The 24,672-nt window shown below is 57.5% G+C and carries 27 protein-coding genes and 1 riboswitch; of the genes, 10 read left to right on the forward strand and 17 right to left on the reverse strand.

The window, feature by feature from the left end:
* The first annotated feature begins 9 nt into the window (after window positions 1-9).
* From ACZYTD_RS12050 to ACZYTD_RS12065, 4 genes are all read left to right on the forward strand, one after another.
* On the forward strand, window positions 10-1,005 hold the full coding sequence (locus ACZYTD_RS12050; RefSeq protein WP_463892325.1) for an ABC transporter ATP-binding protein: 996 nt from the start codon (window positions 10-12) through the stop codon (window positions 1,003-1,005).
* Window positions 1,005-1,730, forward strand: a complete 726-nt coding sequence (locus ACZYTD_RS12055) for an HAD family hydrolase (RefSeq protein WP_463892326.1) — start codon at window positions 1,005-1,007, stop codon at window positions 1,728-1,730. The genes ACZYTD_RS12050 and ACZYTD_RS12055 overlap by 1 nt, the downstream gene beginning before the upstream one ends.
* Before the next feature lie 357 nt (window positions 1,731-2,087).
* Entirely contained in the window at window positions 2,088-4,367 is a 2,280-nt protein-coding gene (locus tag ACZYTD_RS12060) for a putative bifunctional diguanylate cyclase/phosphodiesterase (protein WP_463892328.1), read from the forward strand.
* An 86-nt stretch (window positions 4,368-4,453) separates the two neighbouring features.
* Entirely contained in the window at window positions 4,454-4,783 is a 330-nt protein-coding gene (locus ACZYTD_RS12065) for a hypothetical protein (protein WP_463892329.1), read from the forward strand.
* Window positions 4,784-4,809: 26 nt separating this feature from the next.
* Here ACZYTD_RS12065 and ACZYTD_RS12070 read toward each other — a convergent pair whose 3' ends face one another.
* From ACZYTD_RS12070 to ACZYTD_RS12080, 3 genes are read right to left on the reverse strand one after another with little or no spacing between them, the layout of a single operon-like run.
* Window positions 4,810-5,277: a YcgN family cysteine cluster protein gene (locus ACZYTD_RS12070; protein WP_463892331.1), complete on the reverse strand. Its 468-nt coding sequence runs from the start codon at window positions 5,275-5,277 to the stop codon at window positions 4,810-4,812.
* Between the two features lie 16 nt (window positions 5,278-5,293).
* Window positions 5,294-6,274, reverse strand: a complete 981-nt coding sequence (locus tag ACZYTD_RS12075; RefSeq protein ID WP_463892333.1) for a lytic murein transglycosylase — start codon at window positions 6,272-6,274, stop codon at window positions 5,294-5,296.
* Complete coding sequence (locus tag ACZYTD_RS12080; RefSeq protein ID WP_463892335.1) at window positions 6,271-6,552, reverse strand: YcgL domain-containing protein; 282 nt, start codon at window positions 6,550-6,552, stop codon at window positions 6,271-6,273. Before ACZYTD_RS12080 ends, ACZYTD_RS12075 begins: the two co-directional genes overlap by 4 nt.
* Before the next feature lie 105 nt (window positions 6,553-6,657).
* Here ACZYTD_RS12080 and minC point away from each other — a divergent pair, with 105 nt between their 5' ends.
* The 5 genes from minC (at window position 6,658) to ACZYTD_RS12105 (ending at window position 9,834) form a co-directional block, all read left to right on the forward strand.
* Window positions 6,658-7,353: a septum site-determining protein MinC gene (minC, locus tag ACZYTD_RS12085; protein WP_463892336.1), complete on the forward strand. Its 696-nt coding sequence runs from the start codon at window positions 6,658-6,660 to the stop codon at window positions 7,351-7,353.
* Window positions 7,354-7,374: 21 nt separating this feature from the next.
* The gene (minD, locus tag ACZYTD_RS12090) at window positions 7,375-8,187 is read left to right on the forward strand and encodes a septum site-determining protein MinD (RefSeq protein WP_463892338.1); all 813 of its coding nucleotides are present in this window, start codon (window positions 7,375-7,377) and stop codon (window positions 8,185-8,187) included.
* A gap of 3 nt (window positions 8,188-8,190) precedes the next feature.
* The gene (gene minE, locus ACZYTD_RS12095; protein ID WP_463892339.1) at window positions 8,191-8,490 is read left to right on the forward strand and encodes a cell division topological specificity factor MinE; all 300 of its coding nucleotides are present in this window, start codon (window positions 8,191-8,193) and stop codon (window positions 8,488-8,490) included.
* A gap of 160 nt (window positions 8,491-8,650) precedes the next feature.
* Window positions 8,651-9,292, forward strand: coding sequence for a 3'-5' exonuclease (locus ACZYTD_RS12100; RefSeq protein ID WP_463892340.1), 642 nt, complete (start codon window positions 8,651-8,653; stop codon window positions 9,290-9,292).
* A gap of 179 nt (window positions 9,293-9,471) precedes the next feature.
* The gene (locus ACZYTD_RS12105; RefSeq protein WP_463892342.1) at window positions 9,472-9,834 is read left to right on the forward strand and encodes a DUF2750 domain-containing protein; all 363 of its coding nucleotides are present in this window, start codon (window positions 9,472-9,474) and stop codon (window positions 9,832-9,834) included.
* Window positions 9,835-9,949: 115 nt separating this feature from the next.
* Here the strand turns inward: ACZYTD_RS12105 and ACZYTD_RS12110 are convergent, their stop codons facing one another.
* The 14 genes from ACZYTD_RS12110 to ACZYTD_RS12175 all read right to left on the reverse strand — a co-directional run bounded on the left by ACZYTD_RS12110 (window position 9,950) and on the right by ACZYTD_RS12175 (window position 23,399).
* Window positions 9,950-10,744, reverse strand: a complete 795-nt coding sequence (locus tag ACZYTD_RS12110; protein WP_463892343.1) for a substrate-binding periplasmic protein — start codon at window positions 10,742-10,744, stop codon at window positions 9,950-9,952.
* 225 nt (window positions 10,745-10,969) lie between these two features.
* The gene (gene moaE / locus ACZYTD_RS12115) at window positions 10,970-11,446 is read right to left on the reverse strand and encodes a molybdopterin synthase catalytic subunit MoaE (RefSeq protein ID WP_463892344.1); all 477 of its coding nucleotides are present in this window, start codon (window positions 11,444-11,446) and stop codon (window positions 10,970-10,972) included.
* Between the two features lie 2 nt (window positions 11,447-11,448).
* Entirely contained in the window at window positions 11,449-11,694 is a 246-nt protein-coding gene (gene moaD / locus ACZYTD_RS12120; protein ID WP_463892345.1) for a molybdopterin synthase sulfur carrier subunit, read from the reverse strand.
* 22 nt (window positions 11,695-11,716) lie between these two features.
* Entirely contained in the window at window positions 11,717-12,226 is a 510-nt protein-coding gene (moaC, locus tag ACZYTD_RS12125) for a cyclic pyranopterin monophosphate synthase MoaC (protein WP_463892346.1), read from the reverse strand.
* The gene (gene moaB / locus ACZYTD_RS12130; protein ID WP_463892347.1) at window positions 12,223-12,747 is read right to left on the reverse strand and encodes a molybdenum cofactor biosynthesis protein B; all 525 of its coding nucleotides are present in this window, start codon (window positions 12,745-12,747) and stop codon (window positions 12,223-12,225) included. The genes moaC and moaB overlap by 4 nt, the downstream gene beginning before the upstream one ends.
* A gap of 14 nt (window positions 12,748-12,761) precedes the next feature.
* On the reverse strand, window positions 12,762-13,403 hold the full coding sequence (gene mobA, locus ACZYTD_RS12135) for a molybdenum cofactor guanylyltransferase (protein WP_463892348.1): 642 nt from the start codon (window positions 13,401-13,403) through the stop codon (window positions 12,762-12,764).
* 33 nt (window positions 13,404-13,436) lie between these two features.
* Window positions 13,437-14,552 carry a GTP 3',8-cyclase MoaA gene (gene moaA, locus ACZYTD_RS12140; protein ID WP_463892350.1) on the reverse strand — a complete coding sequence of 372 codons (1,116 nt, stop codon included), beginning with the start codon at window positions 14,550-14,552 and terminating at the stop codon, window positions 13,437-13,439.
* Window positions 14,540-14,692, reverse strand: a riboswitch (molybdenum cofactor riboswitch). It overlaps the preceding gene by 13 nt.
* A gap of 114 nt (window positions 14,693-14,806) precedes the next feature.
* Window positions 14,807-15,619, reverse strand: a complete 813-nt coding sequence (locus ACZYTD_RS12145; RefSeq protein ID WP_463892352.1) for a molybdopterin-synthase adenylyltransferase MoeB — start codon at window positions 15,617-15,619, stop codon at window positions 14,807-14,809.
* Entirely contained in the window at window positions 15,616-16,902 is a 1,287-nt protein-coding gene (gene moeA / locus ACZYTD_RS12150) for a molybdopterin molybdotransferase MoeA (RefSeq protein WP_463892353.1), read from the reverse strand. The genes ACZYTD_RS12145 and moeA overlap by 4 nt, the downstream gene beginning before the upstream one ends.
* 233 nt (window positions 16,903-17,135) lie before the next feature.
* Window positions 17,136-17,462 carry a nitrite reductase small subunit NirD gene (gene nirD / locus ACZYTD_RS12155; RefSeq protein WP_463892354.1) on the reverse strand — a complete coding sequence of 109 codons (327 nt, stop codon included), beginning with the start codon at window positions 17,460-17,462 and terminating at the stop codon, window positions 17,136-17,138.
* Complete coding sequence (nirB, locus tag ACZYTD_RS12160) at window positions 17,459-19,975, reverse strand: nitrite reductase large subunit NirB (RefSeq protein WP_463892355.1); 2,517 nt, start codon at window positions 19,973-19,975, stop codon at window positions 17,459-17,461. Before nirB ends, nirD begins: the two co-directional genes overlap by 4 nt.
* A 119-nt stretch (window positions 19,976-20,094) precedes the next feature.
* Window positions 20,095-20,925: an ABC transporter ATP-binding protein gene (locus ACZYTD_RS12165; RefSeq protein ID WP_463892356.1), complete on the reverse strand. Its 831-nt coding sequence runs from the start codon at window positions 20,923-20,925 to the stop codon at window positions 20,095-20,097.
* Between the two features lie 29 nt (window positions 20,926-20,954).
* Window positions 20,955-21,938: an ABC transporter permease gene (locus tag ACZYTD_RS12170; RefSeq protein ID WP_463892357.1), complete on the reverse strand. Its 984-nt coding sequence runs from the start codon at window positions 21,936-21,938 to the stop codon at window positions 20,955-20,957.
* A gap of 96 nt (window positions 21,939-22,034) precedes the next feature.
* Entirely contained in the window at window positions 22,035-23,399 is a 1,365-nt protein-coding gene (locus ACZYTD_RS12175) for a CmpA/NrtA family ABC transporter substrate-binding protein (protein ID WP_463892358.1), read from the reverse strand.
* Window positions 23,400-23,809: 410 nt separating this feature from the next.
* On the opposite strand from ACZYTD_RS12175, the gene bluB reads away from it, so the two are divergent.
* Complete coding sequence (bluB, locus tag ACZYTD_RS12180) at window positions 23,810-24,544, forward strand: 5,6-dimethylbenzimidazole synthase (protein WP_463892359.1); 735 nt, start codon at window positions 23,810-23,812, stop codon at window positions 24,542-24,544.
* Window positions 24,545-24,672 lie beyond the last annotated feature (128 nt).

A 24,672-nucleotide genomic window follows, 5' to 3' on the forward strand; every position in this document is an offset into this window, starting at 1 on the left:
GAGCCGACCATGCCGTTCTTCCAGATCCAGCAACTGAGTAAGCAGTATGCTGGTCGCCCCGTATTCAGTGATCTGGATCTGAGCATAGAGCCGGGCGAATTCATCACTCTGCTCGGCCCCAGCGGCTGCGGCAAGTCCACCCTGCTGCGTTGCATGGCCGGGCTCAGCCGGCCAGATCGGGGGAGTCTGCACATGGCGGGCCAGGAGATCACCCAGCTGCCACCGCAAAAACGCGGCATAGGCATGGTGTTTCAAAGCTATGCCCTCTTCCCCAACATGACGGTAACCCAGAACATCGGCTTTGGCCTGCGCATGCAAGGGGTGCCTGCAAGCCAGCAACAACAAGCCGTGAGTGAGATCATCGAGCTGGTTGAACTCACGGGCAGAGAGCAGGCCATGCCCGAGGAGCTCTCTGGCGGACAGAAACAGCGCGTGGCCCTGGCCCGAGCCCTGGTGGTGCGTCCCAAACTCCTGCTGCTGGATGAACCGCTCTCGGCCCTGGATGCCCGCATACGTCGTCATCTGCGTGAACAGATCCGCGCCATTCAGCGGAGTTTGGGTCTCACCACAGTATTTGTGACTCACGATCAGGAAGAGGCGCTGACCCTATCGGATCGCATCGTGCTGATGCACGACGGCCAGATAGTGCAGGCCGGCTCTGCCGAGAACCTCTACACCCGCCCGACCAGCCGCTTTGCCGCCCAGTTTATTGGCCACTACAACCTGCTCACTGCCCCCGAGGCCCTGACGCTCTTCGGGCGCGCCATTGGTGGCCAGTTGGCGATCCGGCCCGAATCCATCACACTGATAGCTGACCAGGCAGGGGGGATCACAGGCCGCGTGATCGATCACCAACTGCTGGGCAACGTGATCCGCTATCGTATTCTCTGTCGGGGCATAGTGCTGAAAGTCGATGCCCTCAATCGCGATGCGACCGCCCTGCTGCCTGCTGGCAGTGACGTCGGACTGAGCTTCGCCGAACCCGAACTTTGCGAGGTAGCCTGATGGCATTGGCCCTGTTTGATCTGGATGACACCCTGCTGGCTGGCGATAGTGCCACGCTCTGGTTTCACTTCATGGTGACCAAGGGGATAGCCCCAACCGCCATGCTGGCCGAAGAGGAGCGCATGATGGCCTGCTACTATGCTGGCGAGCTGGATATGGCCGAATACATGGCCTTCACCCTGCAGCCGCTGGCTGGCAGGGGCAGCCAAGAGGTGGAAAGCTGGGTGCAGGAGTTTGTCAGCTCCATGATACCGCAACGGCTGTTTGTCGAGGGGCTGGCCCGTATCGCCTGGCATCGAGCCCAGGGCGATCGCGTGCTCATCATCTCGGCCAGTGGTGAGCATATAGTCAAGCCTATCGCGGCACTGCTGGGCGTTAACGAGGTGCTGGCCATAACGCTGGAACAACAGGGCGGCGTGTATACCGGGCAAACCCGGGGTGTACTGAGTTTTCGTGAGGGCAAAGTCACGCGGTTAACTGATTGGATGGCGCAACAGGGTGAAACCTTAGCGGGCAGTAGCGGTTACAGTGACTCCATCAATGATCTCCCCCTCCTGCAGGCGGTCGAACGGCCCGCTGTGGTCAACCCGCCGCCACGCCTGCTGACACAGGCCCAAGCGCTAGGCTGGCGGATATTAACGTGGCAACAAACGGCACTCGTTGAAGCAGAGGAGAGTCACACTACCACTACGATCGATAACCCTTCGCCACAGACTCCGCGTTAAACATCAAATTCGGCTAGCAATGCAAGGTTAATTACCGCCTTGCCATAAGGAACCAGAAAAGCACGTCAAGCTATTCATACCCAAGAGATTCAAACAAGAATTAGCCTAAGAAAAAGTTCATACTCACACTGTTTGGGCTATTTCCCTCTTACGCGCTAGCAGGCATGATATGAGTGGGATTAGCCGATGCATTGATATAGAGACAACCTTGCCAACCCGCTTATTTATCAATACGTTATGCTAGTTCGGTGCGGCAAGCCGCCGCGTCTACGGATAAGGTGAGCGGGCGTTAGCAGCAGGTGCTCATGTCGGTTCACTATCCCTAAGCCACATTCTAATACAGGAGTCACACCCGCTATGTTTATTGACCTAGTCAAAGGTGTGGCGCTATTGCTGGCGTTGAGCCTGCTCTACGGCTTCCATATCCGGGTGCGCTACCGCTCAATCTGGCTGAGATTGGCCATCTCCGGCTTGCTATTTGGTGGCATCACCATAGTGGGCATGATGATACCCATCCGCATTCCGCCCGATATCATCTTCGATGCCCGCTCCGTGATTTTGAGTATGGCGGCGCTCTTTGGTGGCCCAATAGTGGCGGCGATTGCCATGCTCTGCGCCATGGCTTATCGCCTATGGTTAGGTGGTGGCGGAGCACTCATAGGCTGTTTGGTTATAGTGCTAAGTACATCTGCCGGACTCGCCTATCGCTATGCTATGGCCCGGGGCTGGATGCGCATCAGTCTCCCCCATTTACTGGGTTTTGGCCTGGTGCTGCATATGGCAGTTCAGGCACTCTTTACCCAGTTACCCTCCCCGGCGGCCAAGGTAGTCTCCAGCGAATTCGGACTCTACTTCACCCTGATCTTCACCCTGGCCACCGCCATTTTGGGCTGGATCATCCAGGACATGTTGCAGCGCAAAAAAACCGAGACGGCCCTGAGTCAGAGTGAAGCCAGGCTGCGAGCCATGGCTAACGCCATTCCCGACCTGCTGTTCGTGCTGGATGAAGATGGCCGCTATATCGAGATCCTCTCCTCAATCGACAACATTCGGGGGCACAACCCTCCTCAACTGCTGGGCAACCGGCTGCATGATATTTTTTCGGCCGAAGAGGCGGATGCCTTGATGGCCGTGATCCGTACTACGCTGCAGACACAGCAACCCCAGTGCTATGAATATCAGGCGCCCCCCCTCTCCGGCCGCTGGTTTGAAGGGCGCACCCAACCGCTGGCGGTGCCCTACCACGGGAAACCCTGTGTCGTCTGGCTATCCCGCGATATCACCGAGCGCAAGGAGCGAGAGGAGCAGATCGCCTTTTTGGCTTTTTATGATCCGCTCACCAACCTGCCCAACCGCCGTCTGTTACTGGATCGTCTACATCAGGCACTCGAAACCAGTGCCCGGAACGGCTCACATGGCGCTTTGCTCTTCATCGACCTGGATAACTTCAAGGTGCTCAATGACACCTTTGGCCATGAGATGGGGGATTTATTACTCAAGCAAGTCGCCAGTCGGCTGCACACTTGCGTGCGCAAATGTGACACAGTCGCCCGTCAAGGGGGGGATGAGTTTGTAGTCATGCTGGAGGAGTTGGGCTCGGCCTCTAATGAGGCGGCAAATCAAAGCCGCCTGGTGGCCGAAAAAATACTGGCAAGCTTGAGTGCCCCTTATACCCTGGCCCAGTATGAACATCACACCACGGTCAGCATAGGAGTCGCCCTGTTTGGCGGCCATGGCGAACGGGTCGAGGAGCTACTAAAACATGCTGATCTGGCCATGTACCAGTCCAAGAGTGCGGGTCGAAATACCCTGCGTTTCTTTGACAGCACAATGCAGGCGGTGATCCACAAGCGGGTGGAGATGGAAGCCGAGATGCGAGAAGGCATCCAGCTAAACCAATTTATTCTCCACTATCAGCCACAGGTTGATAATCAGGGGCAGGTCACGGGGGCCGAAGTATTGGTCCGCTGGCAACACCCCAAACGGGGCATGATAGCCCCGGGTGAGTTTATTCCCCTGGCCGAAGAGACAGGGCTCATCATCCCCTTGGGGCTCAAGGTCCTGGAAGCCGCCTGTCAGCAGTTAGCCGCCTGGAGCAAGCAGGATAACAGGGGGCAATTGACGCTATCGGTCAACGTTAGCGCTCGCCAATTCCACCAGAATGACTTCGTTGATCAAATCATTGCCATCATTGAACAGAGTGGCGCGCACCCAGAGCGACTGAAGCTGGAGCTGACGGAAAGCATGCTGTTGCACGATATTCAAGACACCATCGACACCATGGCTCGGCTCAAAGCCTACGGCATTGGCTTCTCACTGGATGACTTCGGCACAGGCTACTCTTCGCTCACCTACCTCAAACGGCTGCCCCTGGAGCAACTGAAGATCGATCAATCTTTTGTTCGGGATCTGCTGACCGACCCAAATGATGCGGCCATAGCCAGAACTATCATAGCCCTGGCCGATAGCCTGGGCTTATCTGTCATAGCCGAGGGGGTGGAAACCGAGGCACAACGCCAGTTCCTCTCCGAACACGGCTGCAGTGCCTATCAGGGCTATTTTTTCGGCCACCCAGGCCCCATTGCTCAATTGGAGAACATGCTTGATCGGCTTCACAGGGAGAAGGTTCTAACGTGAACCTCATAGCTAACGCCCCAGTAAGGTGAGGTATAGTCTCTGCCATAATAATGATTACCGACTTCCAGCCAAGAGTAGCCAGCCCCATGAGCACAGAGCTAGCCGATAAAAAATTAACACTTCTGTTTCGAGTAGAGCCTGGCTGCCTGGGGCCAGATGGCAAGGCGCATATAGACGGCTTCTGCCATCTCGCTCAGCAAGCCTTTGCTTCCAAACAACATCCTTTGCTGGATATTCACATCATCCCCCGACATGACAAAAGCTTGCCCGAAACTGAATACCGATTTGGCGAGCGCGGCTTACACCGCGCCAAGGCAGAACGCTATATGAAGTTGCATGGTAAAGAGCTGGATCAGTTGGAAAGCCAATTAAACGAGCTGATCTCCAATCTCATTGAACACTATCTGCGGCGCTAATTTGCCTGCGGGCAAAAAGAGCAGAGTTAGAAGCCCAAGGGCCAAGTGACGATATGCTCTTCCCACTCACCGGCAAATCGCTCATGAATGGCCTTGTTACGCACCGACTGACCGGCTGCATGCAGAGCTGAACGGCTGCCCGTCAGCAGGGGGTGCCAAGCTGGCAGAGGATCACCTTCGGCGATCAGCCGATAGGCACACGTGGCGGGCAACCAGTGAAACTCCGGGATCTTGTCTATGGTTAACTGCAGACAGTCAGGCATCTTCTTGAAACGACCGGGGTAGTCAGCACACTGACAGGTTTTCAGATTGAGCAGATCGCAAGCCACATTGGTGAAAATGAGCTCCCCTGTCTCTTCATCTTCCAGCTTGACCAAGCAGCACTTGCCGCAGCCATCGCACAGGGACTCCCATTCGCGCTGGCTCATCTGCTCGAGGGTTTTCTCTTCCCAAAAACGCCCAGAGGATTCTGGCGCAACAACATGGGCTGTCATCTTGTTCTCCTGACGCTTAGGACTTGCCGACGATACGATCGGCCAGATAACCAACGGCGGCCACAAAGTAGCTGGAACGATTCCAGCCCATCAGTGCCTTATAGTTGTCATAGGCCAGATAGGCTCGCCCCTCTTTATCATCGGGCATCACCAAAGAAGCCTGCTGGTTGAGCGGTGGCAGAGGGGAACCATCCAGATTACGCACTCCCAGCGCCTGCCAATCGGCCAGGGGTTTGGTGGTCTCCAAACCAACCAGCTTCAGATCCAAACCGCTAGGCACCTTGACGCGACGGGCCCAGTTTTCATCGGTTTTCCAACCATGCTGCTGCAGGTAATTAGCTGCTGAAGCGAAAACATCCGCCTGGCTATGCCACAAATCCTTGCGACCATCGCCGTCCTGATCCACCGCATAGGCCAGGAAGGAGCTGGGCATAAATTGCACCTGCCCCATGGCTCCGGCCCAGGAACCTTTCAGGGTCTTGGGCGTGGCATGCCCCTGCTCTATGATCTGCAAGGCAGCAAACAACTCTTTCTTGAAGAAGGCTTCACGGCGGCCTTCATAAGCAAGCGTACTCAAGGCTGAGACCAGGGAGTATTTTCCGGTCAATTTACCAAAGTTGGTCTCAATGCCCCACAAGGAGACGATGAAGCGTGGCGGCACACCATACTGTTTACCAATCTGCTGCAATAGGGCGTAGTGCTGGCGATACAGCCGCTGCGCCTGCGCCACCTTCCACTCGGGAACAGCCTTGGGCAAATAGGTATCCAGAGTCAGTTTAAATTCAGGCTGGTTCTTGTCATACGTCACCGCCTTGGCGATGAATTTGACATCAGCAAAGGCCGCATCCACAGTCTGCTGGCTAATACCTTGAGCCAATGCCTCTTGCTTGAGCGTTGACACATACTGGTGAAAGGTCTGCTGACTCGCGGCCTGAGTGGTACAGGAAAGCAGAGTCAGCGCCCCAAACAACAAATGAGCCAGGAAAGAGGTTTTCATTCGGGCGAGTTCTCCAACTGCTTACGGTGTTCAGCCAGCAAATTAGGCACAGGGGGCGGAACCTGAAGGTAGTAGCCCTGCCCTTGCAGACCATCTCGCACCTTATTGATATCCGATAGTGCCAGTTGTTTGAGTTTGGCCAGGGGCAATAGCATCACAAACTCTGGAGCACCAAAAATCGCCAGCAGAGGCGCAGGTACACGGGAAAAATCATCACGACGTTCGACAAAGAGGTAGGTCTCCTCTTTTTTGCGACTTTTATACACGGCAGAGATCATGGATTGCGTTAAATATGTCGGGGTTTGTTGCCTGAAATGGTGGCTGACTATAACATGTGGGGCTCAATAACTATAAGGGTTTTCCTCGTCAACGGAGTGCTGTAAATGGCCGATCGCGGCATTGAACTCAAGGGTACAACCTTCACCCTCTCTGTTCTGTATTTGACGGATACTGATCCTCATAAAATCAAAGAATTACTGGAAGAGAAGGTCGCGCAAGCGCCGCAGTTCTTTAATTGTGCCCCCTTGGTGGTCAATGTTGAAAAACTCGAAGAGACGCCCGATTTCGAGGCGCTTAGAGAGACCATAGAACGCGAAGATTTTGTCCTGGTCGGCATTACAGGGGCCCGAGACGAGGCAACCAAAGTGGCCGCCCGCGCCGCAGGGTTAGCCGTCATGACAGCAGGCAAACGGATTGAAAACGTAGAGCCTGCGCCCCAGCCTGAGCGCGAGGACGAAGTTTCTATGACTGCTACCCGCGTCCACCATGGTAATGTACGTTCAGGCCAACAAATTTATGCCTCAGGTGGCTCACTGGTGATCCTGGGATCTGTGAGTAATGGTGCAGAAGTCATTGCCGACGACAGCATTCACATCTACGGAACGCTGCGGGGACGCGCCCTGGCCGGGGCCAGAGGCAATACTCAGGCCAGAATTTATTGTCAGCAACTGGAGCCAGAACTCATCTCCATTGCTGGAACCTACCAGCTTAGCGATGCTTTAGCTGCGGATATGGTGCAAAAAGATGTCCATATTCGACTCGAGCAAGACAAGCTCATTTTTGAAAGATTACAGTCTTAACGGTTTACAAGGAAAGCACCCATGGCTCGTATTATCGTCGTAACTTCTGGTAAAGGCGGCGTTGGTAAGACCACCAGTAGTGCTGCCATCAGCACTGGCTTAGCACAGCGTGGCAAAAAAACGGTGGTCATCGACTTTGATGTCGGTTTGCGTAATCTCGACCTCATCATGGGGTGTGAGCGCCGCGTCGTTTACGACTTTGTGAACGTCATCAATGAAGAGGCCAATCTGACCCAGGCGATGATCAAAGATAAGCGCGTGGAGAACCTCTACATACTCCCCGCCTCACAAACTCGGGATAAGGAAGCGCTGAATCGCGAGGGCGTTGAACGCGTCATTAATCGGCTCAAGGAGATGGAGTTTGACTATATCGTCTGCGACTCTCCGGCTGGCATCGAAACCGGTGCCTTGATGGCGCTCTATTTCGCCGATGAAGCCATTGTCACCACCAATCCGGAAGTCTCTTCCGTGCGTGACTCTGACCGTATTCTGGGGATTTTGGCCTCCAAGTCCCGCCGTGCTGAACTGGGCCTCGAGCCTATCCAGGAACACCTGCTGTTGACCCGCTATGCACCTGGTCGTGTCAACAAAGGTGACATGTTGAGCGTGGAGGATGTCCAGGAAATCCTGGCTATTCCACTGCTTGGTGTCATCCCCGAATCCCCCTCGGTGCTCCGTGCATCCAACGCGGGCGAGCCTGTCATTCTGGATGCTGAATCCGATGCTGGCCAAGCCTACGATGATGCCGTTGCCCGTCTTCTCGGCGAGAAGCGTGAATTCCGCTTCCTGCAAGAGGAGAAGAAGGGCTTCTTGTCTCGCCTGTTTGGGGGTTAAGTCATGTCATTACTCGATTTTTTTCTGCGTCCGCGCAAAGATAACACCGCCAAGGTGGCCAAAGAACGTCTACAGATCATTGTGGCTCATGAGCGCAGCACCCGCGGCGGGCCTGACTATCTGCCACAATTGAAGCAGGATCTGCTGGATGTGATCCGTAAGTATGTGCAGATCAGCCCAGAGCAGGTTACGGTACAGCTGGATAAGAAGGATGATCTCTCCGTACTGGAGCTGAACATCATGCTTAACAGCGACAAGCCGGAAGTGGACGTCCCGGTTGAAAGCAGCGAAGCTGCCAAATAACGGCGGCATCCCGGTAAAATAGGCAATAAAAAGAGATGGTCAGTTGTCTGCCATCTCTTTTTTTATGGCCATCCTCTCACGGCGCAAGGTGCTGAACTCATCAACTGTACTACCGGATACACTCGCGCCCCGCCATCACTCCACTCCCAGGTGTTCTTCTATGACCAACCCGTACCTTGCTCGCCCAACCAAAGCGGAGATAGTGGCACTGCCTGATTTTAAGGGCTTGACGCTCGATCAAATTCATCTGGTGCATACCGACCAAGATCTGGCTTTTGCCCGTCAGGAAATCGGCCGCTGTTCACATATCGGCTTCGATACCGAAAGCAAGCCCAGCTTTATTGCCGGCGAGACCAATAGTGGCCCGCACATAGTGCAAATTGCCACCGATAAGCATGCCTTTATCTTCTCTCTGGCCAATCAGGCCTGTCATAGCTTGCTAGCCGAGATAGTGGCTTCGGAGCAGTTGATAAAACTGGGCTTTGGCCTGAAGTCAGATAGTGGCCCCCTGCAACGAAAGCTGGGTAGCAAAATGGGGGCCGTGCTGGAACTATCCAGGATAGTAAAAGGCTTGGGCTATAAAGACGCCGTTGGGTTAAAAGCCGCCGTGGCCATTGTCTTAGGCGAGCACATTCGAAAGTCCAAAAAGATCACCACCTCCAATTGGGCGGCGGAGACGCTCTCTGCCGCTCAACTGCTCTATGCCGCCAATGATGCCTATGCCTCTTTGCGCGTCTATCTGGCCCTGGCTCTGCACGGCTCAACCGACACGCCTCGGGCTATCGTATCCACGCCTCGTTAACCAAAGGCGGTGGCCAACTCGGCTCTGTACCTGCCAGCCTCGACCTTCTTATTGCAGGTACGCTGGCCTGAGCCCGCCAGGATCTGGTGACTTTCGTCACATCGCCCTTGTTTCATGGCTGGTTTTGCTTCAGGATCGTCGGCGTGATCTCTTTTACTCCTTCCACTATGGATACCCTCATGAGTCAACTGACCGCCGATCTGCAAGCCAACTATGATCTTCTCCTGACCCAGGCCCGTGAAAGCGGTGTACTCTGGGGTTTGCAATATGGTGAAGATTGGGTCGTCTGCGACTCCAATCACTTTGCCGAGACAGATGTGCTCCCCCTCTGGTCCACCGAAGAGGCCGCCCGCGCCCATTGTGTGGAAGAGTGGGCCGACTACCAGCCGGTAGCCATCGATCTGGAAACCTTCTTCGAGGAGTGGGTCAACGATCTGGGCGAAGATGGGGTACTCATCGGCACCAACTGGAATGATGATCTGGACGGGATGGAAATCGATCCACTGGAGTTGGCTAAAGATTTGGCTGAAATTGTGGAATAACCCCGCTAGCCGATGGCCTGCTCGCTTACTGCCTCGCGGCCATTACGCTGAAAAAATGCCAGTTAACATGACTGGCATTTTTTATGGCGGTTAGGCAAGCAGCCCCTGCTAATGGTTAGCCACCTGATTTTTCCGCCGCCGCCGGCGTGAGATAGCTTTGGATCAAGTGGGCCACCCAGCCTTCGGAAACCATCTGCGCCAGGGCGTTATCGAGCAGAGCCGCCTCCTTTTCAATCCCTGCAGCCTTGCTGTAACCAATGTAGAGATCGAGCGGATGCGACGGACGATAGAGAGTCGGAATAATTTGTCCGGTTAACCCCTTCTCTTTCAGCGCGTAATCCACTTGGCAATCGGCACCGATAAACAGCTGATTGCGCCCTTTTAGCAACTTACCAGGCAGTTGGCTTTCATTAGATACCCCATTTTTTAGCAGACGAGCATCATGATCAAACGGCTCAAAATAGGCCGAGCCACGAACATAACCAATTTTTTTGCCATACAAGTCATCGTAGCTACGGATCTGTGTGGCCATGGCCGGTAAGGCATAAAATGCGGTGTGGCACTGATAGTAGGGGGTACTCAGGTAGCCTATGTATTGGCTCCGCGCTGCTGTTTTGGCCAAACTGGTCATGATATCTACCCGCCCGCCCTGCATGTCTTGTAATGCCCGGGCAAAGGGGTAACGCAACGGATATATCTCAATTCCCGTCCTGGCCGATAACTCCTGGAGTAACTCTTGATCGATGCCGTCAAACCCTGAATCGGAGCTGACCGAGTTGGTATCTATGATAAAGGGCGGCCAATCATCCATGGCAGCATACAGCACCCTCTTGGCCTCAGCCGAAGGGCTCAGCAGTAGACCGAGGAGCAGAGGTACTAATGACCACCCATGTCTGGTCATCGCTTTCATATATATCCTCAAGCTTGCCCATCCATACCATTCATCGCTGACGCATCACGCCAGTACAGCATCAGTCAAATACCTGACTCTCCCATAACCATAGATCGAAATAGGTAATCGACCTGCAAGTTATCTCCATTCTTGTGATCGTGACACTTAAACCCATGCGCGTATGAGTCAGTGCCGGGCACGCATGCCACGCTTTGTTTCACCGCCTGGCGAGTGTTGTAATCGTTAAATAGATGGGGCAAACACCCAACGTCCGGCCGCCGCTTCGTCACTCTGCCGGGCCGCCACCCAGCGACTGCTGCCATCGGCTAACCGCTCCTTCTTCCAGAACGGCGCCCGGGTCTTGAGCACGTCCATGATAAACTCACAGGCGGCAAAGGCCTCCCCCCTGTGCTGGCTGGCCACCAGCACCAGAACTATCTGCTGGCCGGGGACAAAATCACCTATGCGGTGGATAAGCGTCACAGCCGCCAGCTCCCAACGTGCTCGGGCCTGGGCCACCAGCTCGGCCAGAGAACGCTCCGTCATGCCCGGATAATGCTCCAGACTCAGGCCCACCACCTCATCACCGCAGTTGAAGTCACGCATGCGCCCGACAAAGCTGACCACGCCGCCAATGCGGGTATCGCTCGCCAGCCGCTCATACTCCTGGGCCAGAGAAAAATCGTCGACGGCCACCCGTATCACATCGTTCAGCACCATGTTCAGCCTCCGGTGACCGGGGGGAAGAAGGCGACTTCATCCCCCTCTTGCAGCTGGGTATCCAGGGGCTGCAGGGTCTGATTGACCGCGACCAACACCTGACCCGAGGCCAGGGCTAACGCCCACGGCTCGCCTCGGCTCATCAGGGCCTGACGCAATGCCTCCACCGTGGTGAAGTGCTCATCCAGCTCTAGGCTGCTCACCCCGACCCACTCCCGTACCTGGGCAAAAAACTTCACATGAACCATACATTCTCCTCGGGGCGAGCGCTTAAGCGCGCTGATAATCGCCAGACTTACCGCCGGTTTTTTGTAACAGACAGATATCTTCGATCACCATGCCTTTATCCACCGCCTTGCACATATCATACAGGGTGAGTGCCGCCACCGAGGCGGCGGTCAGGGCCTCCATCTCCACGCCGGTCTGCCCCTTGAGGCGGCAGAGGGTCTCGATCACCACAAGGGAGTTGGCCTCATCCGGAGTGAGCATCACCTCCACCTTGGCCAGTGCCAACGGGTGGCACAGCGGGATAAGCTCGCTGGTCTTCTTGGCGGCCATGATGCCCGCGATGCGCGCCGTGGCAAACACGTCCCCCTTGTGATGCTCCCCCGCCAGAATAAGCGCCAGGGTGGCAGGCAACATGCGCACGCGAGCCTGGGCCCGGGCCTCACGATGACTCTCCTCTTTGGCCGAGACGTCCACCATATGGGCCTCGCCATTGCTTTTGACATGAGATAGCGTCACAGGAGCTGACGCCTCATAAGGCGGTGCCTTGCTCATGATGCCACCCCACTCTTGAGGTGCATGACAAAGCTGCAGGGCCGGGTGCGGGCATCCAGTTGCGGCGCTATTATCTGCTCCCAGCCTGTGCGGCAGGCATTATTGGATCCCGGCAGGCAGAAGATGATAGTACGATTGGCCAACCCCGCTAGGGCACGGCTCTGTATGGTACTGGTGCCTATCTCGCTGTAGGAGACTTGACGGAACAACTCACCAAACCCCTCCACCTCCTTGTCAAACAGAGGCTTGACCGCCTCGGGGGTGGTGTCGCGACCGGTAAAGCCGGTGCCGCCTGTGATGATCACTGCCTGCACGCTCGATGAGGCGACCCAGCGGCTCAATGTGGCCCGGATCTGGTAGATGTCGTCGATGACGATCTGCTTGTCCACCAGAGTGTGACCCGCGCTCTGCAGGCTCTCGGCCAACCAGGCCCCCGAACTATCGGTCTCGGCAGTACGAGTATCCGAAACGGTCAGCACGGCTATGTTCAAGGGTTTAAATTCAGCGGCCGCATGGCTCATAAGAAACTCCTGTTTTATTCACTATCTGATAGGTCGCGGCGCGCAGCCTGCTCAAGCTTGCTGCGTTGCGCCAGAAATTGTTGCCACTCCTGTGGCGTATTGGTATTCAGCAGTGCCCACGCCAGCGCGTCACTCTCCAGCGCGGCCGCCGCCAGGGGCGACAGCGCCAGGACGTGGATCAGTCCACCGATCGAGCGCGCCCTGGGTTCCGCTTGTGCAAGCAGCGCCATCAGCTGCGGCAGTAAGCCGGGTGACGCCTGCAGCAACAGCGGAAACTGGCTACCAGGGGTGTAGCCCCCCGCCCCGCCTAAGGTGCTCAGCTGGGTGGTTAATCGCGCCAACACAGCCCCCTCCATAGCGGGCATATCCACCGGCAGCACCAGCCAGCTGACATCCGGGTAACGCTGCAACGCCGAGGCAATACCGGCCAAGGGACCACACCCTTGCCAGGCGGGGGCATCGGGTAGGCTATTGCTCAACCCATAGTCACCGCTCACCACGACCTGCTGGCAACCTGCCTCCCGCAGCAACGACTGGCCTCGCGCCAATAGCGTTTGCCCCGCCAGCGTCAAGTTAGCCTTGTTCTCTCCCATCCGGCTGGAGCGGCCTCCGGCCAGTAGCAGGCCATAGAGGGGGGCAGCGTTGCGCATATTCATCGGCTTGATAGTCACCTGCTGTGGCACTCCAGACTAACCGCCTATGGAAGCCAGATGGCGGCGCCCCCCGGGATCCCCGGCATGCAGCCTGTGGGCCTGGCTCTTGTGGCGCAAGGCCGTTTGCAACCGCAGCATCAGCTGTGACTGCTCCTCGTCCGAGCCGAGCAGATCCCGCAGCTCAATACCGCCATCACCAAACAGGCAGAGGTGCAACTGACCCAGCGCCGAAACCCGTAGCCGATTGCAGCTATCACAAAAGCCCGGAGTGTAGGGCATGATGAGCCCTATCTCCCCCAGATAATTTGGGTGGCTATAGACTCTGGCCGGGCCATCATCCACGCCGCGCGCCTTAAGCTGCCACCCTTGCGCCAGCAGCTGCTGCTCGATCTGCAGGCCGCTGAGATGATGCCGCGCAAAATACTCCGCCCCGACGCCCGTCTGCATCAATTCGATGAGGCGTAACTGGATGGGCTTGTCCTGGATCCAGGCCAGGAACGCGGGCAGCTCCCTGTGGTTAAGCGCCTTGAGCAACACAGTGTTGACCTTGATCTGGCCAAAGCCCGCGGCCCACGCCGCCTCCATACCAGCCAGGATCTGCCCCAGCCGATCCTCACCCGTGATGAGCTGAAACTGGCGTGAGTCCAGACTGTCGATGCTGACATTCAAGGAGTCTAGACCGGCCTGCCGCCACTGGGCGGCCCGCTCTTTAAGGCGATAACCATTGGTGGTGAGGGCTATCTTCTGCAATCCGGGCAGGGCGCGCAGATCGGCAATGATAGGGGTGAGATCCCGGCGCATGGAGGGCTCACCACCCGTGAGGCGGATCTTGGTGGTACCTAAGGCCACAAACGCCGACGCCACCCGCCGCAACTCATCCCTGGTGAGAAAATCCCGGGAACCATCGGGCTTGTAGCCCGAAGGGAGGCAGTAGCTGCAGCGGAAATTGCAGACATCGGTGACCGACAGGCGCAGGTAATAAAAGCGGCGAGCAAAGCCGTCCACCAGGCCAGGCAGGCTTGGGGGGCTATCAGGCAATATCTCGCCGTCCGACAAAATGCCGGAAGTAGGCAAGCGGTCATACTGGTCTGCCACGGCAGGGCCAGCAGGCGTCCTCAGCAAGGACACTTCATGGGTATCGAGCGAATACATAAACACCTTTCCAAGTCGGGAGGCGGCTTGGTTTCCCGCACCACCCTCGCCGGGTTAACCGGCTCGGCCTGAACGCCCTGCTCTGACTCAGCCACTGGCGAGTAGAGGGTAGGCAGACAGGCTCGGGTTTATCGTCTCTGAGCTGTTATCGGCTCATGCTTCCGCATCGGAAGATGAGTTAACTCGTTGTTGGCATTATCTTGAGTTTGATTCCCCTTTCTTAGCCCTCACACAACGTCTACCTTCACACAACCTCATGCCGCCCGGGTGGCCCCGCCACAGACCCGACAGGCGGGATCCCGAGGCAGCTTGAGGGGCTGAAATTGTCCGCTCAGGCCATCTATGAGCAACAGACCGGAGAGCGGTTCACCCAAACCAGTCAAGAGTTTTAGCGCCTCCATGGCCTGCAGACTCCCCACCAGACCCACCAGGGGAGCCAGAACCCCATTGGTCACACAGCTGCCATCGGGTTCACCAAACAGGCGGCTTAGGCAACCATAACAGGGTTCCCCCTCGCCCCAGGTGAACACGCTCACCTGCCCCTCTACACGAATGGCAGAGCCGGAGATCAGCGGTACAGAGGCACCACGACAACAGAGATTGATCAGATTTCGGGTTGCCAGATTGTCACTGCAATCGAGCACCAGATCCTGCTCACTGAGCAGGTCCGGCAGGTTGAGCTCATCCGCATATTCGGGCAGCGGCACCAAGTGACAGTAGGGGTTCAGTTCCGCCAAGGCGACGGCGGCCGACGCCACCTTGTAGTGACCGATACGGCGGTCACTATGCAACACCTGGCGGGCCAGATTAGTCAGCTCGACCTTATCACCATCCAGCAGAGTCAACTGTCCCACTCCGGCCGTGGCCAGGTACTGCGCCGCGGCGCAGCCCAAACCGCCCAGGCCAATGATCAGCACCCGGGCCGCCTTGACGGCCTCTTGCCCCGGCAGATCCCACCCCTTGAGGTTGATCTGTCTGTGGTAACGCAACAGCTCCGCATCCGACAGCAGGGCCTGACTCATACCGGCCTGGCTCATGGCCAGCGGGCGCATGCCAAATAACGTCATCGCAGCACCTCATCAAAGAGCTCTATGGTGACCAGACTCCCCGCCGGCAGCAGCACCTGGCCTGGATAGTGGCTGGCATCCAGACGGATCAGGCAGTTAGCCTGAGAGAGAGAGGTAAACATGGCCGAGCCCTGACCTCCGGCCAGCGTCACGCCCAATAGCCCAGAGGCATCGCTACGGGCTATGCCGCGCTGAAAATCGATGCGTCCGGCACTCAAACGCAGGGGATCATGACAACGGGCCTGCAGGCGCAAGGGTTCGCTCGCCTCTTTACCCATCAGGCGCTCCAGCGCCGGCCGAACCAGGAGCATAAAGGTCACCAGGGCCGAGACCGGATTACCCGGCAGGCCGAAGAACCAGCGGCCATTGGCGGCCCCCGTCAAACGGCCGCAGGCGAAGGGCTTGCCCGGTTTGATGGCAACTCTCCAGAACTCCACCTCACCCAGCTCGCGCAAGATCTCCTTGGTATAGTCGGCCTCACCCACAGAGACCCCTCCCGAGGTGATCAACACGTCGGCCTCCTCGTCAGCACGCAAAAAAGCGGCCCGTAGCGCGGCCTTATCATCGGCTATGATGCCCAGATCCAGAGCTTCACACCCCAGGCGTTGCAACAGGGCCGCGATGGCGTAGCGGTTGGAGTCCACGATTTGCCCCAGCGCCAGCTCACTCTCCACGGGGCGCAGCTCGTCGCCACTGCTAAAGAAAGCTACCCGCAGCGGGCGATAGACGCTCACCTCGCTACACCCCAGCGCCGCCAGCAGGGGCAGCTCCCGGGCAGTGATGGCTAAACCGGCGCGCAGCAGGCTCTGCCCTGCGACCACATCCTCCCCCTGACGACGAATATTCTGCCCGGCCTCGACCTGTGCCAGAAACTCCACGTGCGGCAGGGCATCCCTGAGCGCTGGCTCAGCGGCTGCCAGCAAGCGGGTCTGCTCCTGCATCACCACCGCATCACACCCCTCCGGGATCGGCGCGCCGGTCATGATGCGGATCGTGCTGCCAGCAGGCCAGGAACCCAGATAGGGTTGTCCGGCAAAGGCCTTGCCCACTTGCGGCAAGATGCGCTGCTGTTGCAGATCGGCCAACCGTACGGCATAGCCATCCATGGCCGAGTTATCAAAGCCCGGCAAGGGATGCTTGGCCACCACAGGCGCGGCCAGAATACGGCCCAAGGCCCCAGAGAGTGGCACCGTCTCTACGCTCACCATGGGCAAGAGCCGAGCCGCCAACTGACCTTGGGCCTCATCCAGCGTCAAGGCCCCACCGAGATCACAACTGGCCATCGAGTTATCCTTATTGCAGTGCTGAGGCAGGATCTGACCCCCGCCTACTCAAACGTGAAAACCACGCCTCTGCCGCGCTATGGCTGGGCGAGCCAAAGCAGGACAGGAGTGCGTCAGCGCGTGCGGCGGCACCCGCAGCCAAGGGGCAAAGATGCAACCAAATTGCAACATCAGACCTGAAAAGCGGCCTGATGGCAATGGCGGGGCCCAAGCGAGAGGCCCCACCCAGGGCGCTAAACCTGAATATAGACGGTCTCGCCCTCCAGTTTCACCGGCCAACTGCGCACGCAAACCCCCTCCTCCTCTAGGCAGCGGCCATCGGCTAGGCTGTAGTGGTGCTTATACAGAGGCGACGCCACACAGGGCACGCCCTCTATATCCCCCACTATGCCGCGCGAGAGTACAAAGGCTTCACCTTGGGGATCCCAGTTATCCAGGGCATAGAGAGCGGGTTGCAGTTTAGGCAGATAAAACAGCGCCACTTGCTGGCCCTCAACCAGGGCTGCTGTCCCCACATTGGCCGTCAGTTGCGGCAAGTCACACACTTTGACCCAATTCATACCAACTCCTTGATGTAAATGGTCTCTTCATCCTGTGCCGGGAAGGCTTGACCGCGCAGCACAGTTCGAGGCGGCATATAGGCCTCATCGCTGTTGATAAAGGGCTTGAACAGCTTGAGCTTCTCAGGATCGGCCAGCGTCCCCTTCCACTCGCACTGGAAGGTGGCCAATTGATGCGCCATCTGGGCTTCCAGTTCGGCCGCTATACCCAGCTTATCCTCTATGATCACCGACTTGAGATAGGCCAGCCCCCCTTCCATATTCTCCATCCAAACCGAGGTACGCTGCAGGCGATCACCGGTACGGAGATAAAACATCAGCACCCGATCGATATAGCGAATAAGTTGCTCATCCGAGAGGTCGGTGGCGAAGAGATCGGCGTGACGGGGCCGCATGCCGCCGTTACCACAGACATAGAGGTTCCACCCCTTCTCGGTGGCAATGATGCCAATGTCCTTGCTTTGGGCCTCGGCACACTCGCGCGTACAACCTGAGACCGCGAATTTAAGCTTATGAGGGGAGCGTAGCCCCTTGTAGCGGTTCTCTATGTCGATGGCCATGGTAATGGAGTCCTTCACCCCATAACGGCACCAGGTCGAGCCGACACAGGACTTCACGGTACGCACCGACTTGCCGTAGGCCTGGCCGGTCTCAAAGCCAGCCGCGATCAGCTCTTGCCAGATGGCGGGCAGTTGATCCACCCGGGCACCGAACAGGTCAATACGCTGACCGCCGGTGATCTTGGTGTAGAGATTGTACTTCTTGCCCACTTCGCCGATAGCGATGAGACCATCCGGGGTGATCTCGCCACCGGGAATCCGCGGCACCACCGAGTAGGTGCCGTCTTTCTGCAGATTGCCAAGAAAAGCGTCATTCGTATCTTGCAGCGGTCGATGGGGCTTCTCCAGCACATGCTCGTTCCACAACGAGGCCATGATGGAGCCGACCATGGGCTTGCAGAGATCACACCCCATCCCCTTACCGTGCTTCTCCAGCACGGCGTCGAAGCTCTTGAGCTCGCCGACCCGGATCAGGTGAAACAGCTCCTGCCGGGTGAAGGCAAAGTGGCCACAGACATGGTTGTTCGCCTCCATGCCCAGCTCCAGCAGGGTGGTGTCCACCACTTGCTTGACCAGGTTGGAGCAACCGCCACAGCCGGTACCGGCCTTGGTGCAGCTCTTCACCTCCGCCAGGGTATGGTTACCCGCCTTCACCGCCGCCACTATGTCGCCCTTGGTGACATTGTGGCAGGAGCAGATGGTGGCGCTGTCGGGCAGCGTCAGTTGTGGCGCACTGCTCTCCTGCTCGCCCATGATGAGGCCAAGCGGCGACTCGGGCAGCTCGACACCATTCAAGTAATACTGCAGCAGAGTGTCATACTCGGCATTGTCACCCACCAGGATGGCCCCCAGCAGACGTTTACCGCTCTCATCAATCACCAGCTTCTTGTAGACCCCGCTCTTGCGATCCAGGGTCAAGATCTCCTGGGAGCCCGCGGTCTGGGCGTGAGAATCGCCAATGGCGCCCACATCCACGCCCATGAGTTTCAGCTTGGTGCTCATATCAGCCCCCTGGAACCCCCCCGCTTGCCCCACGAGGAGGGCGGCGGCGGCGCGAGCCATCTGATACCCAGGTGCCACCAGGCCAAAGATCTTGCCCGACCAGAGGGCACACTCACCGATAGCCAGCACATCATGATCCGAGGTGCGGCACTGATCATCGATGACGATACCGCCCCGCTCGCCGACCCCCAAGCCGGCACTGCGTGCCAGACGATCTTCAGGACGGATACCGGCCGAGAAGAGGATCACGTCGGTTTCCAGGAACTCGCCCCCCTTGAATACCATGCGGTGCCGGGCACTCTCGCCATCCACTATGCACTCGGTGGCGGTATTGGCATGGACCTTAACCCCCAGACTCTCAATCTTGTTTTTCAGCAGATCGCCGCCCACCGGATCCAGCTGCACCGGCATCAGACGCGGGGCAAACTCGATGACATGGGTTTCCAGCCCCAACAGCCGCAAGGCATTCGCCGCTTCCAGTCCCAGCAAGCCGCCCCCGACCACCACGCCGGTACGCCCGCCGGCACAGGCATCCCGTATGGCTTCCAGATCAGCCAGGGTGCGATAGACATAGCAACCGGCCCGGGTATGCCCAGGAATGGGCGGCACAAAGGGATAGGAGCCCGTGGCGAGCACCAGCTTGTCATAGCGGTAGACCTCGCCCTGGCAGCAGGTCACCTGCTTGGCGGCCAGATCCAGCGCCTCAGCGGCGCGGCCCAGAAGCAGCGTCACCCCTTGGGCGGCATACCACTCGGGATCGGCCATCTGCAGCTCCTTGGGCGCCCGCCCCCCAAATACCTCGGAGAGGTGCACCCTGTCATAGGCACTATCCTGCTCGGCACAGAGCACGGTAACCGCAAACTGCTCCAGACCGCCGGCCTTGACCAGCTGTTCGATAAAGTGGTGGCCGACCATGCCGTTACCCACCACCAATAGTTGTTGCTTGTTCATATTCAGCTCTCCATCCTGGCAGGCATGACTCACACCCTTGCCATCATTCTGCTCTTGCACCTTCCCAGCTAAGGGAAGAGCCCTCAAGCAAACCGCGTCCGTCAATTATCCCAGCCAAATCACGCTACGGCGGCCTTGACCTCGGCCTTAGCTTTTTTTAATGGCGTGACCTTACTGTGCTTCTCGTAGAGGAAGCTCAGCACCCGCTGCCGCAGTCTGTGGTATTCCACATCCTCGGCCAGGGCGACCCGGTTACGCGGCCGCGGCAAGGCGATCTCGAGGATTTCCCCTATGGTCGCCGAGGGGCCATTGGTCATCATGACGATGCGATCCGAGAGCAGCACAGCCTCATCCACGTCATGAGTGATCATGATGACGGTGTTGTTGAGCTCGGCCTGTATCTCCATCAGGGCATCCTGCAGGTGGGCCCGGGTCAGGGCATCCAGCGCACCGAAGGGCTCATCCATCAATAGCACCTTGGGAGACATGGAAAGCGCCCGGGCTATCCCCACCCGCTGCTTCATGCCGCCAGAGATCTCGTGGGGCTTCTTCTCCAGAGCGTGATCCATCTGCACCAGCGAGAGGTAGTAGCGCACCTTCTCGGCGATTTGTGCCTTGCTGGCCCCCTTCATCACCTGACGCACCGCCAGCTCTACGTTCTGGTAAACAGAGAGCCAGGGCAACAGGGCGTGATTCTGGAACACCACAGAGCGCTCGGGGCCCGGACCGTCGACTTCTCGCCCTTCAAGAATAATCCCGCCAGAGGTCGCATCATTGAGCCCCGCCACCAGATTCAGCACTGTGCTCTTGCCACAGCCGGAGTGGCCTATGAGGGAGATAAACTCGCCCTTTTCAATCTGCAGGTTGACGTTCACCAGCGCCTCAAACCAGCCGCTCGGGGTGGCGAAGCGCATGCCCACATTGCTCAGATCCAGATAGTGTTTAGACATATTCGTCATCCTAATTCGTCAGGCGGTGATTAACGCAGATCGCTGCGTTTATCCCAGGAGAGCCATTTCTGCAGGATCAGCATGCAGCGATCGAGCATGAAACCAATCAAGCCTATGGTGACTATGGCGACCATGATGCGGGCCAGGGATTCCGAGCTGCCGTTTTGGAATTCATCCCAGACGAACTTGCCCAACCCCGGGTTCTGCGCCAGCATTTCGGCCGCGATGAGCACCATCCAGGCTACCCCCAGCGAGAGACGCAGACCGGTGAAGATCATGGGCACGGCCGAAGGCAGCACGATTTTGCGCACATGGGTCAGCGGATCGAGTTTCAGCACCCGGCTCACGTTCTTTAAATCCGGGTCTATGTTGGCCACCCCAACCGTGGTGTTGATCAGCGTCGGCCACAGACTGCACAGGCTGACGGTAAAGGCCGAGATGACAAAGCTCTTGGCAAAGAAGGGATCGGTACTCACATAGACGGCACTCACCACCATGGTCACCAGCGGCAACCAAGCCAGCGGCGAGATGGGCTTTAGGATCTGCACCACAGGGTTAAGGGAGGCATAGAGGGTCTGATTCAGCCCCAACACTATGCCCGCGGGGATCGCGATGACGGTGGCCACCAGGAAGCCCGTAGCCACGGTAAACAAGCTGGTCAGCACCTGATCGAAGAAGGTGGCACGGCCCGTGTAGGGGCGGATCTTCACCTGGGCCGCCGGATCCGCTTTGAGTTTTTCTGCATTGCGCAGCTCCTGGCGGGCATAGAAGGCATCACGCTTGTCACGTTCGCCCCTGTGCTCCTGATACAGGGAGATCAGCTGTTTTCCCGTGGCGACCGGCCCCGGCAAATTGCCCAGGGAGGTTTGAACCTGGCTGGCAACCATCTGCCAGACAAACAGGAAGGCGAGCATACCCAGCAGGGGCAGCAACCCCCCGCGCCATGCCTTGGCGCCGCCAGCTTTGAGAGCATCAAAGCCTAGGGGGTTGATCCGTTGAATGATGGCTTGCATAGGAATACCTCTATCATCTCTTTTATTCTCGCCTCCGAAGCGGAGACGCTTTAGAAGTCAGTAGGCAGGCCAGCCGAGCTGGCCTGCCATCACGCATCAGAGCTTCTCATCACCCTTAAGGCCAATGGCAAACTGCTTGAGATACGCATTAGGTGTGTGGCCGTCATAGGTGACACCATCGATAAAGTGGCTATCAGCGGCTTTGTAACCTGTCTCCTTGGCAAAATCCGGGAAGTCGGCGGCTTTCATCTTGCCTTCGGCAATCAACTCCTTGGCGGCGATGGCGTAAACATCCGGGCGATAGACCTTCTTCGCCATCTCGGCATACCAATTATCCGGCTTGGCCTCACCAAGTTGCCCCCAGCGGCGCATCTGGGTCATGTACCAGATGGCATCCGAGTAGTAGGGATAGGTCGCGTTATGACGGAAGAAGACGTTGAAATCACTGGCCGGACGCTTGTCGCCCTTCTCATATTCGAAGGTGCCGGTCATGGAGTTGGCAATGACCTTGGCATCGGCCCCCACATAGTTAGGGCGAGAGATGAGGTTGACCGCTTCCATACGGTTGCCATTGTTGTTGGCATCCAGCCAGTAGGCAGCCCGGATCAACGCCTTGACGAGACGCACATGGGTATTGGGGTACTGGTCGGCAAAGGCCTTGGTGACACCGAACACCTTATCCGGGTTGTTCTTCCAGATGGCATCATCGGTAATGACGGGTACGCCTATGCCCTTGGCCACGGCCGCCTGGTTCCAGGGCTCGCCGACACAGTAGCCGCTGATGGTACCCGCCTCCATGGTCGCGGGCATCTGGGGGGGCGGCGTGACCGAGAGCAGCACATCCGCCTGTTGCTGGCCAGAGTTATCCCCCTTGGCGGGCGCATAGAAACCGGGGTGAATCCCACCGGCCGCCAGCCAGTAGCGCAGCATGTAGTTATGGGTGGACACCGGGAACACCATGCCGAAGTTGACCGGCTTGCCCTGCTCCTTGTAGCCCTTGACGACCGGCTGCAAAGCATCCGCCTTGATGGGGTGCACTGGCTTGCCATCGGCGCCCTTGGCCACATTGCCCTTCATTTTTTCCCAGACGGCATTGGAGACGGTGACTGCCTTGCCGTTGAGATCCATGCTGAAGGCCGTGACCACCTCGGCCTTGGTACCTATGCCTAAGGTGGCGCCGATAGGTTGGCCAGCCAGCATATGGGCGCCATCGAGCTGACCATCAATGACCCGATCCAGCAACACCTTCCAGTTGGCTTGGGCTTCCAGCGTCACATAGAGACCCTCATCCTCGAAGAAGCCCTTCTCGTAGGCCACCGCTAGCGGGGCCATATCGGTCAGTTTGATGAAGCCCAGCTTGAGCTCCTCCTTTTCCGGGGCCCCAACTTCAGCTTGTGCCGCGGTGGCCACCAGTGCAGCGCCCACCATTACAGCCAGAAGAGTCTTATTTGCGTTAGCCATTGTGTTTCCTCCCTGAAACAAAAACGCCTTGCCGATCTTTCGATCTGCAAGGCGTCTTTGCCATCAATACTAGAATGTGTGCTTGTGTCGTTTGAACACGGTAAGCAGAAGGGATTGCGCTGAAACCGCCGTTGGTCTTGGCCAACCCTATCTGCTGTGCAATTACTGTTATTCAGATTCTGTGCCAAGTTGTAAGAAAGCCATTACTGCCCATTAACATGGATTTATTAGCCATTTTTACTCAATCGGAACTCAGGTTTGTCACTATCTGCCAGAAGTTGCGCACCAAAATGGCGCTGACGCACCATGGCGAGTCGGGCTGAGTCGCGGGTTACAGTGCGGGGAAAACCCTACCCAGCGCCTGACTTTTTTGCATAATAGCCCTTTGCCATCGCCGCATATGGAGTTGTATGTCTTCCCATCCGTTTAATCATGCCGAACAACACGGCCTCTACCGGGCCATTTATGAGCGTCGGGATGTGCGCTCCCAATTCTTGCCCGACCCCATACCGGTAGAGGTGCTAGCCCGTTTGCTCCATGCGGCCCACCATGCCCCCTCAGTGGGCTTCATGCAGCCTTGGGATTTCATCGTCATTGATGATCCGGCCATCAAGGGCAAGGTGAAGGGGTTATTTGATGAGGCCAATAGCCAAGCCGCGGCGCGCTTTGCCACTGAGCAGGAGGAGAAGGCCAGCCTCTATCGGCGCCTGAAGTTAGAGGGGATCATGGAGAGCCCACTTAATCTGTGCATTACCTGCGATCGGCAACGGGGCGGCCCCACTGTGCTGGGGCGCACCAGCATAGTAGAGATGGATCTGTTCAGTGCCTGTCTGGCGGTACAAAACCTCTGGCTCGCCGCCCGCGCCGAGGGGATCGGCATAGGTTGGGTCAGCATCTTCGATAACGACCGCCTGGCTGAGTTACTGGAACTGCCCGAACAGGTCTACCCCCTCGCCTATTTGTGCATCGGTTATGTTAGCGAGTTTCTGCCCGAGCCTGAGCTGCAGGCCCAAGGGTGGCGACAACGGCTACCGTTAGAGGCATTGGTACACGCCAATGGCTGGCATGGCCCAGTGCAAGATGAGGGGTTAAAGCAGGCCCTGCAGCAGGTACAGATCCCGGAGTATTGCCATCAACGGAAATAGGCCAACCGCAGGAGTTCACACTTCGAGCATGGTGGGGTATGGCATACTGAACATAAATAGTCTTATCCCTTAACCAACCAGTAGCGATTCCAATCGGCATCATTCTGGTCTCATACACTGTAAATTTA

It is taken from the genome of Pseudaeromonas sp. HNCC25DJ180, assembly GCF_055413345.1.

Excerpts from the sequence above, each read along its gene's own strand:
- ACZYTD_RS12165 (WP_463892356.1), bottom strand. The coding sequence starts at position 20,925 with ATGTCTAAACACTATCTGGATCTGAGCAATGTGGGCATGCGCTTCGCC.
- moaA (WP_463892350.1), bottom strand. The coding sequence starts at position 14,552 with ATGTATTCGCTCGATACCCATGAAGTGTCCTTGCTGAGGACGCCTGCT.
- minE (WP_463892339.1), top strand. The coding sequence starts at position 8,191 with ATGTCATTACTCGATTTTTTTCTGCGTCCGCGCAAAGATAACACCGCC.
- ACZYTD_RS12105 (WP_463892342.1), top strand. The coding sequence starts at position 9,472 with ATGAGTCAACTGACCGCCGATCTGCAAGCCAACTATGATCTTCTCCTG.
- moaC (WP_463892346.1), bottom strand. The coding sequence starts at position 12,226 with ATGAGCAAGGCACCGCCTTATGAGGCGTCAGCTCCTGTGACGCTATCT.
- ACZYTD_RS12070 (WP_463892331.1), bottom strand. The coding sequence starts at position 5,277 with ATGACAGCCCATGTTGTTGCGCCAGAATCCTCTGGGCGTTTTTGGGAA.
- ACZYTD_RS12170 (WP_463892357.1), bottom strand. The coding sequence starts at position 21,938 with ATGCAAGCCATCATTCAACGGATCAACCCCCTAGGCTTTGATGCTCTC.
- minC (WP_463892336.1), top strand. The coding sequence starts at position 6,658 with ATGGCCGATCGCGGCATTGAACTCAAGGGTACAACCTTCACCCTCTCT.
- nirD (WP_463892354.1), bottom strand. The coding sequence starts at position 17,462 with ATGAATTGGGTCAAAGTGTGTGACTTGCCGCAACTGACGGCCAATGTG.
- ACZYTD_RS12050 (WP_463892325.1), top strand. The coding sequence starts at position 10 with ATGCCGTTCTTCCAGATCCAGCAACTGAGTAAGCAGTATGCTGGTCGC.
- ACZYTD_RS12110 (WP_463892343.1), bottom strand. The coding sequence starts at position 10,744 with ATGAAAGCGATGACCAGACATGGGTGGTCATTAGTACCTCTGCTCCTC.
- moeA (WP_463892353.1), bottom strand. The coding sequence starts at position 16,902 with ATGGCCAGTTGTGATCTCGGTGGGGCCTTGACGCTGGATGAGGCCCAA.
- ACZYTD_RS12065 (WP_463892329.1), top strand. The coding sequence starts at position 4,454 with ATGAGCACAGAGCTAGCCGATAAAAAATTAACACTTCTGTTTCGAGTA.
- ACZYTD_RS12175 (WP_463892358.1), bottom strand. The coding sequence starts at position 23,399 with ATGGCTAACGCAAATAAGACTCTTCTGGCTGTAATGGTGGGCGCTGCA.
- ACZYTD_RS12080 (WP_463892335.1), bottom strand. The coding sequence starts at position 6,552 with ATGATCTCTGCCGTGTATAAAAGTCGCAAAAAAGAGGAGACCTACCTC.
- ACZYTD_RS12060 (WP_463892328.1), top strand. The coding sequence starts at position 2,088 with ATGTTTATTGACCTAGTCAAAGGTGTGGCGCTATTGCTGGCGTTGAGC.
- minD (WP_463892338.1), top strand. The coding sequence starts at position 7,375 with ATGGCTCGTATTATCGTCGTAACTTCTGGTAAAGGCGGCGTTGGTAAG.
- mobA (WP_463892348.1), bottom strand. The coding sequence starts at position 13,403 with ATGAATATGCGCAACGCTGCCCCCCTCTATGGCCTGCTACTGGCCGGA.
- ACZYTD_RS12145 (WP_463892352.1), bottom strand. The coding sequence starts at position 15,619 with ATGACGTTATTTGGCATGCGCCCGCTGGCCATGAGCCAGGCCGGTATG.
- moaD (WP_463892345.1), bottom strand. The coding sequence starts at position 11,694 with ATGGTTCATGTGAAGTTTTTTGCCCAGGTACGGGAGTGGGTCGGGGTG.
- nirB (WP_463892355.1), bottom strand. The coding sequence starts at position 19,975 with ATGAACAAGCAACAACTATTGGTGGTGGGTAACGGCATGGTCGGCCAC.
- bluB (WP_463892359.1), top strand. The coding sequence starts at position 23,810 with ATGTCTTCCCATCCGTTTAATCATGCCGAACAACACGGCCTCTACCGG.
- ACZYTD_RS12075 (WP_463892333.1), bottom strand. The coding sequence starts at position 6,274 with ATGAAAACCTCTTTCCTGGCTCATTTGTTGTTTGGGGCGCTGACTCTG.
- moaE (WP_463892344.1), bottom strand. The coding sequence starts at position 11,446 with ATGGTGCTGAACGATGTGATACGGGTGGCCGTCGACGATTTTTCTCTG.
- ACZYTD_RS12055 (WP_463892326.1), top strand. The coding sequence starts at position 1,005 with ATGGCATTGGCCCTGTTTGATCTGGATGACACCCTGCTGGCTGGCGAT.
- moaB (WP_463892347.1), bottom strand. The coding sequence starts at position 12,747 with ATGAGCCATGCGGCCGCTGAATTTAAACCCTTGAACATAGCCGTGCTG.
- ACZYTD_RS12100 (WP_463892340.1), top strand. The coding sequence starts at position 8,651 with ATGACCAACCCGTACCTTGCTCGCCCAACCAAAGCGGAGATAGTGGCA.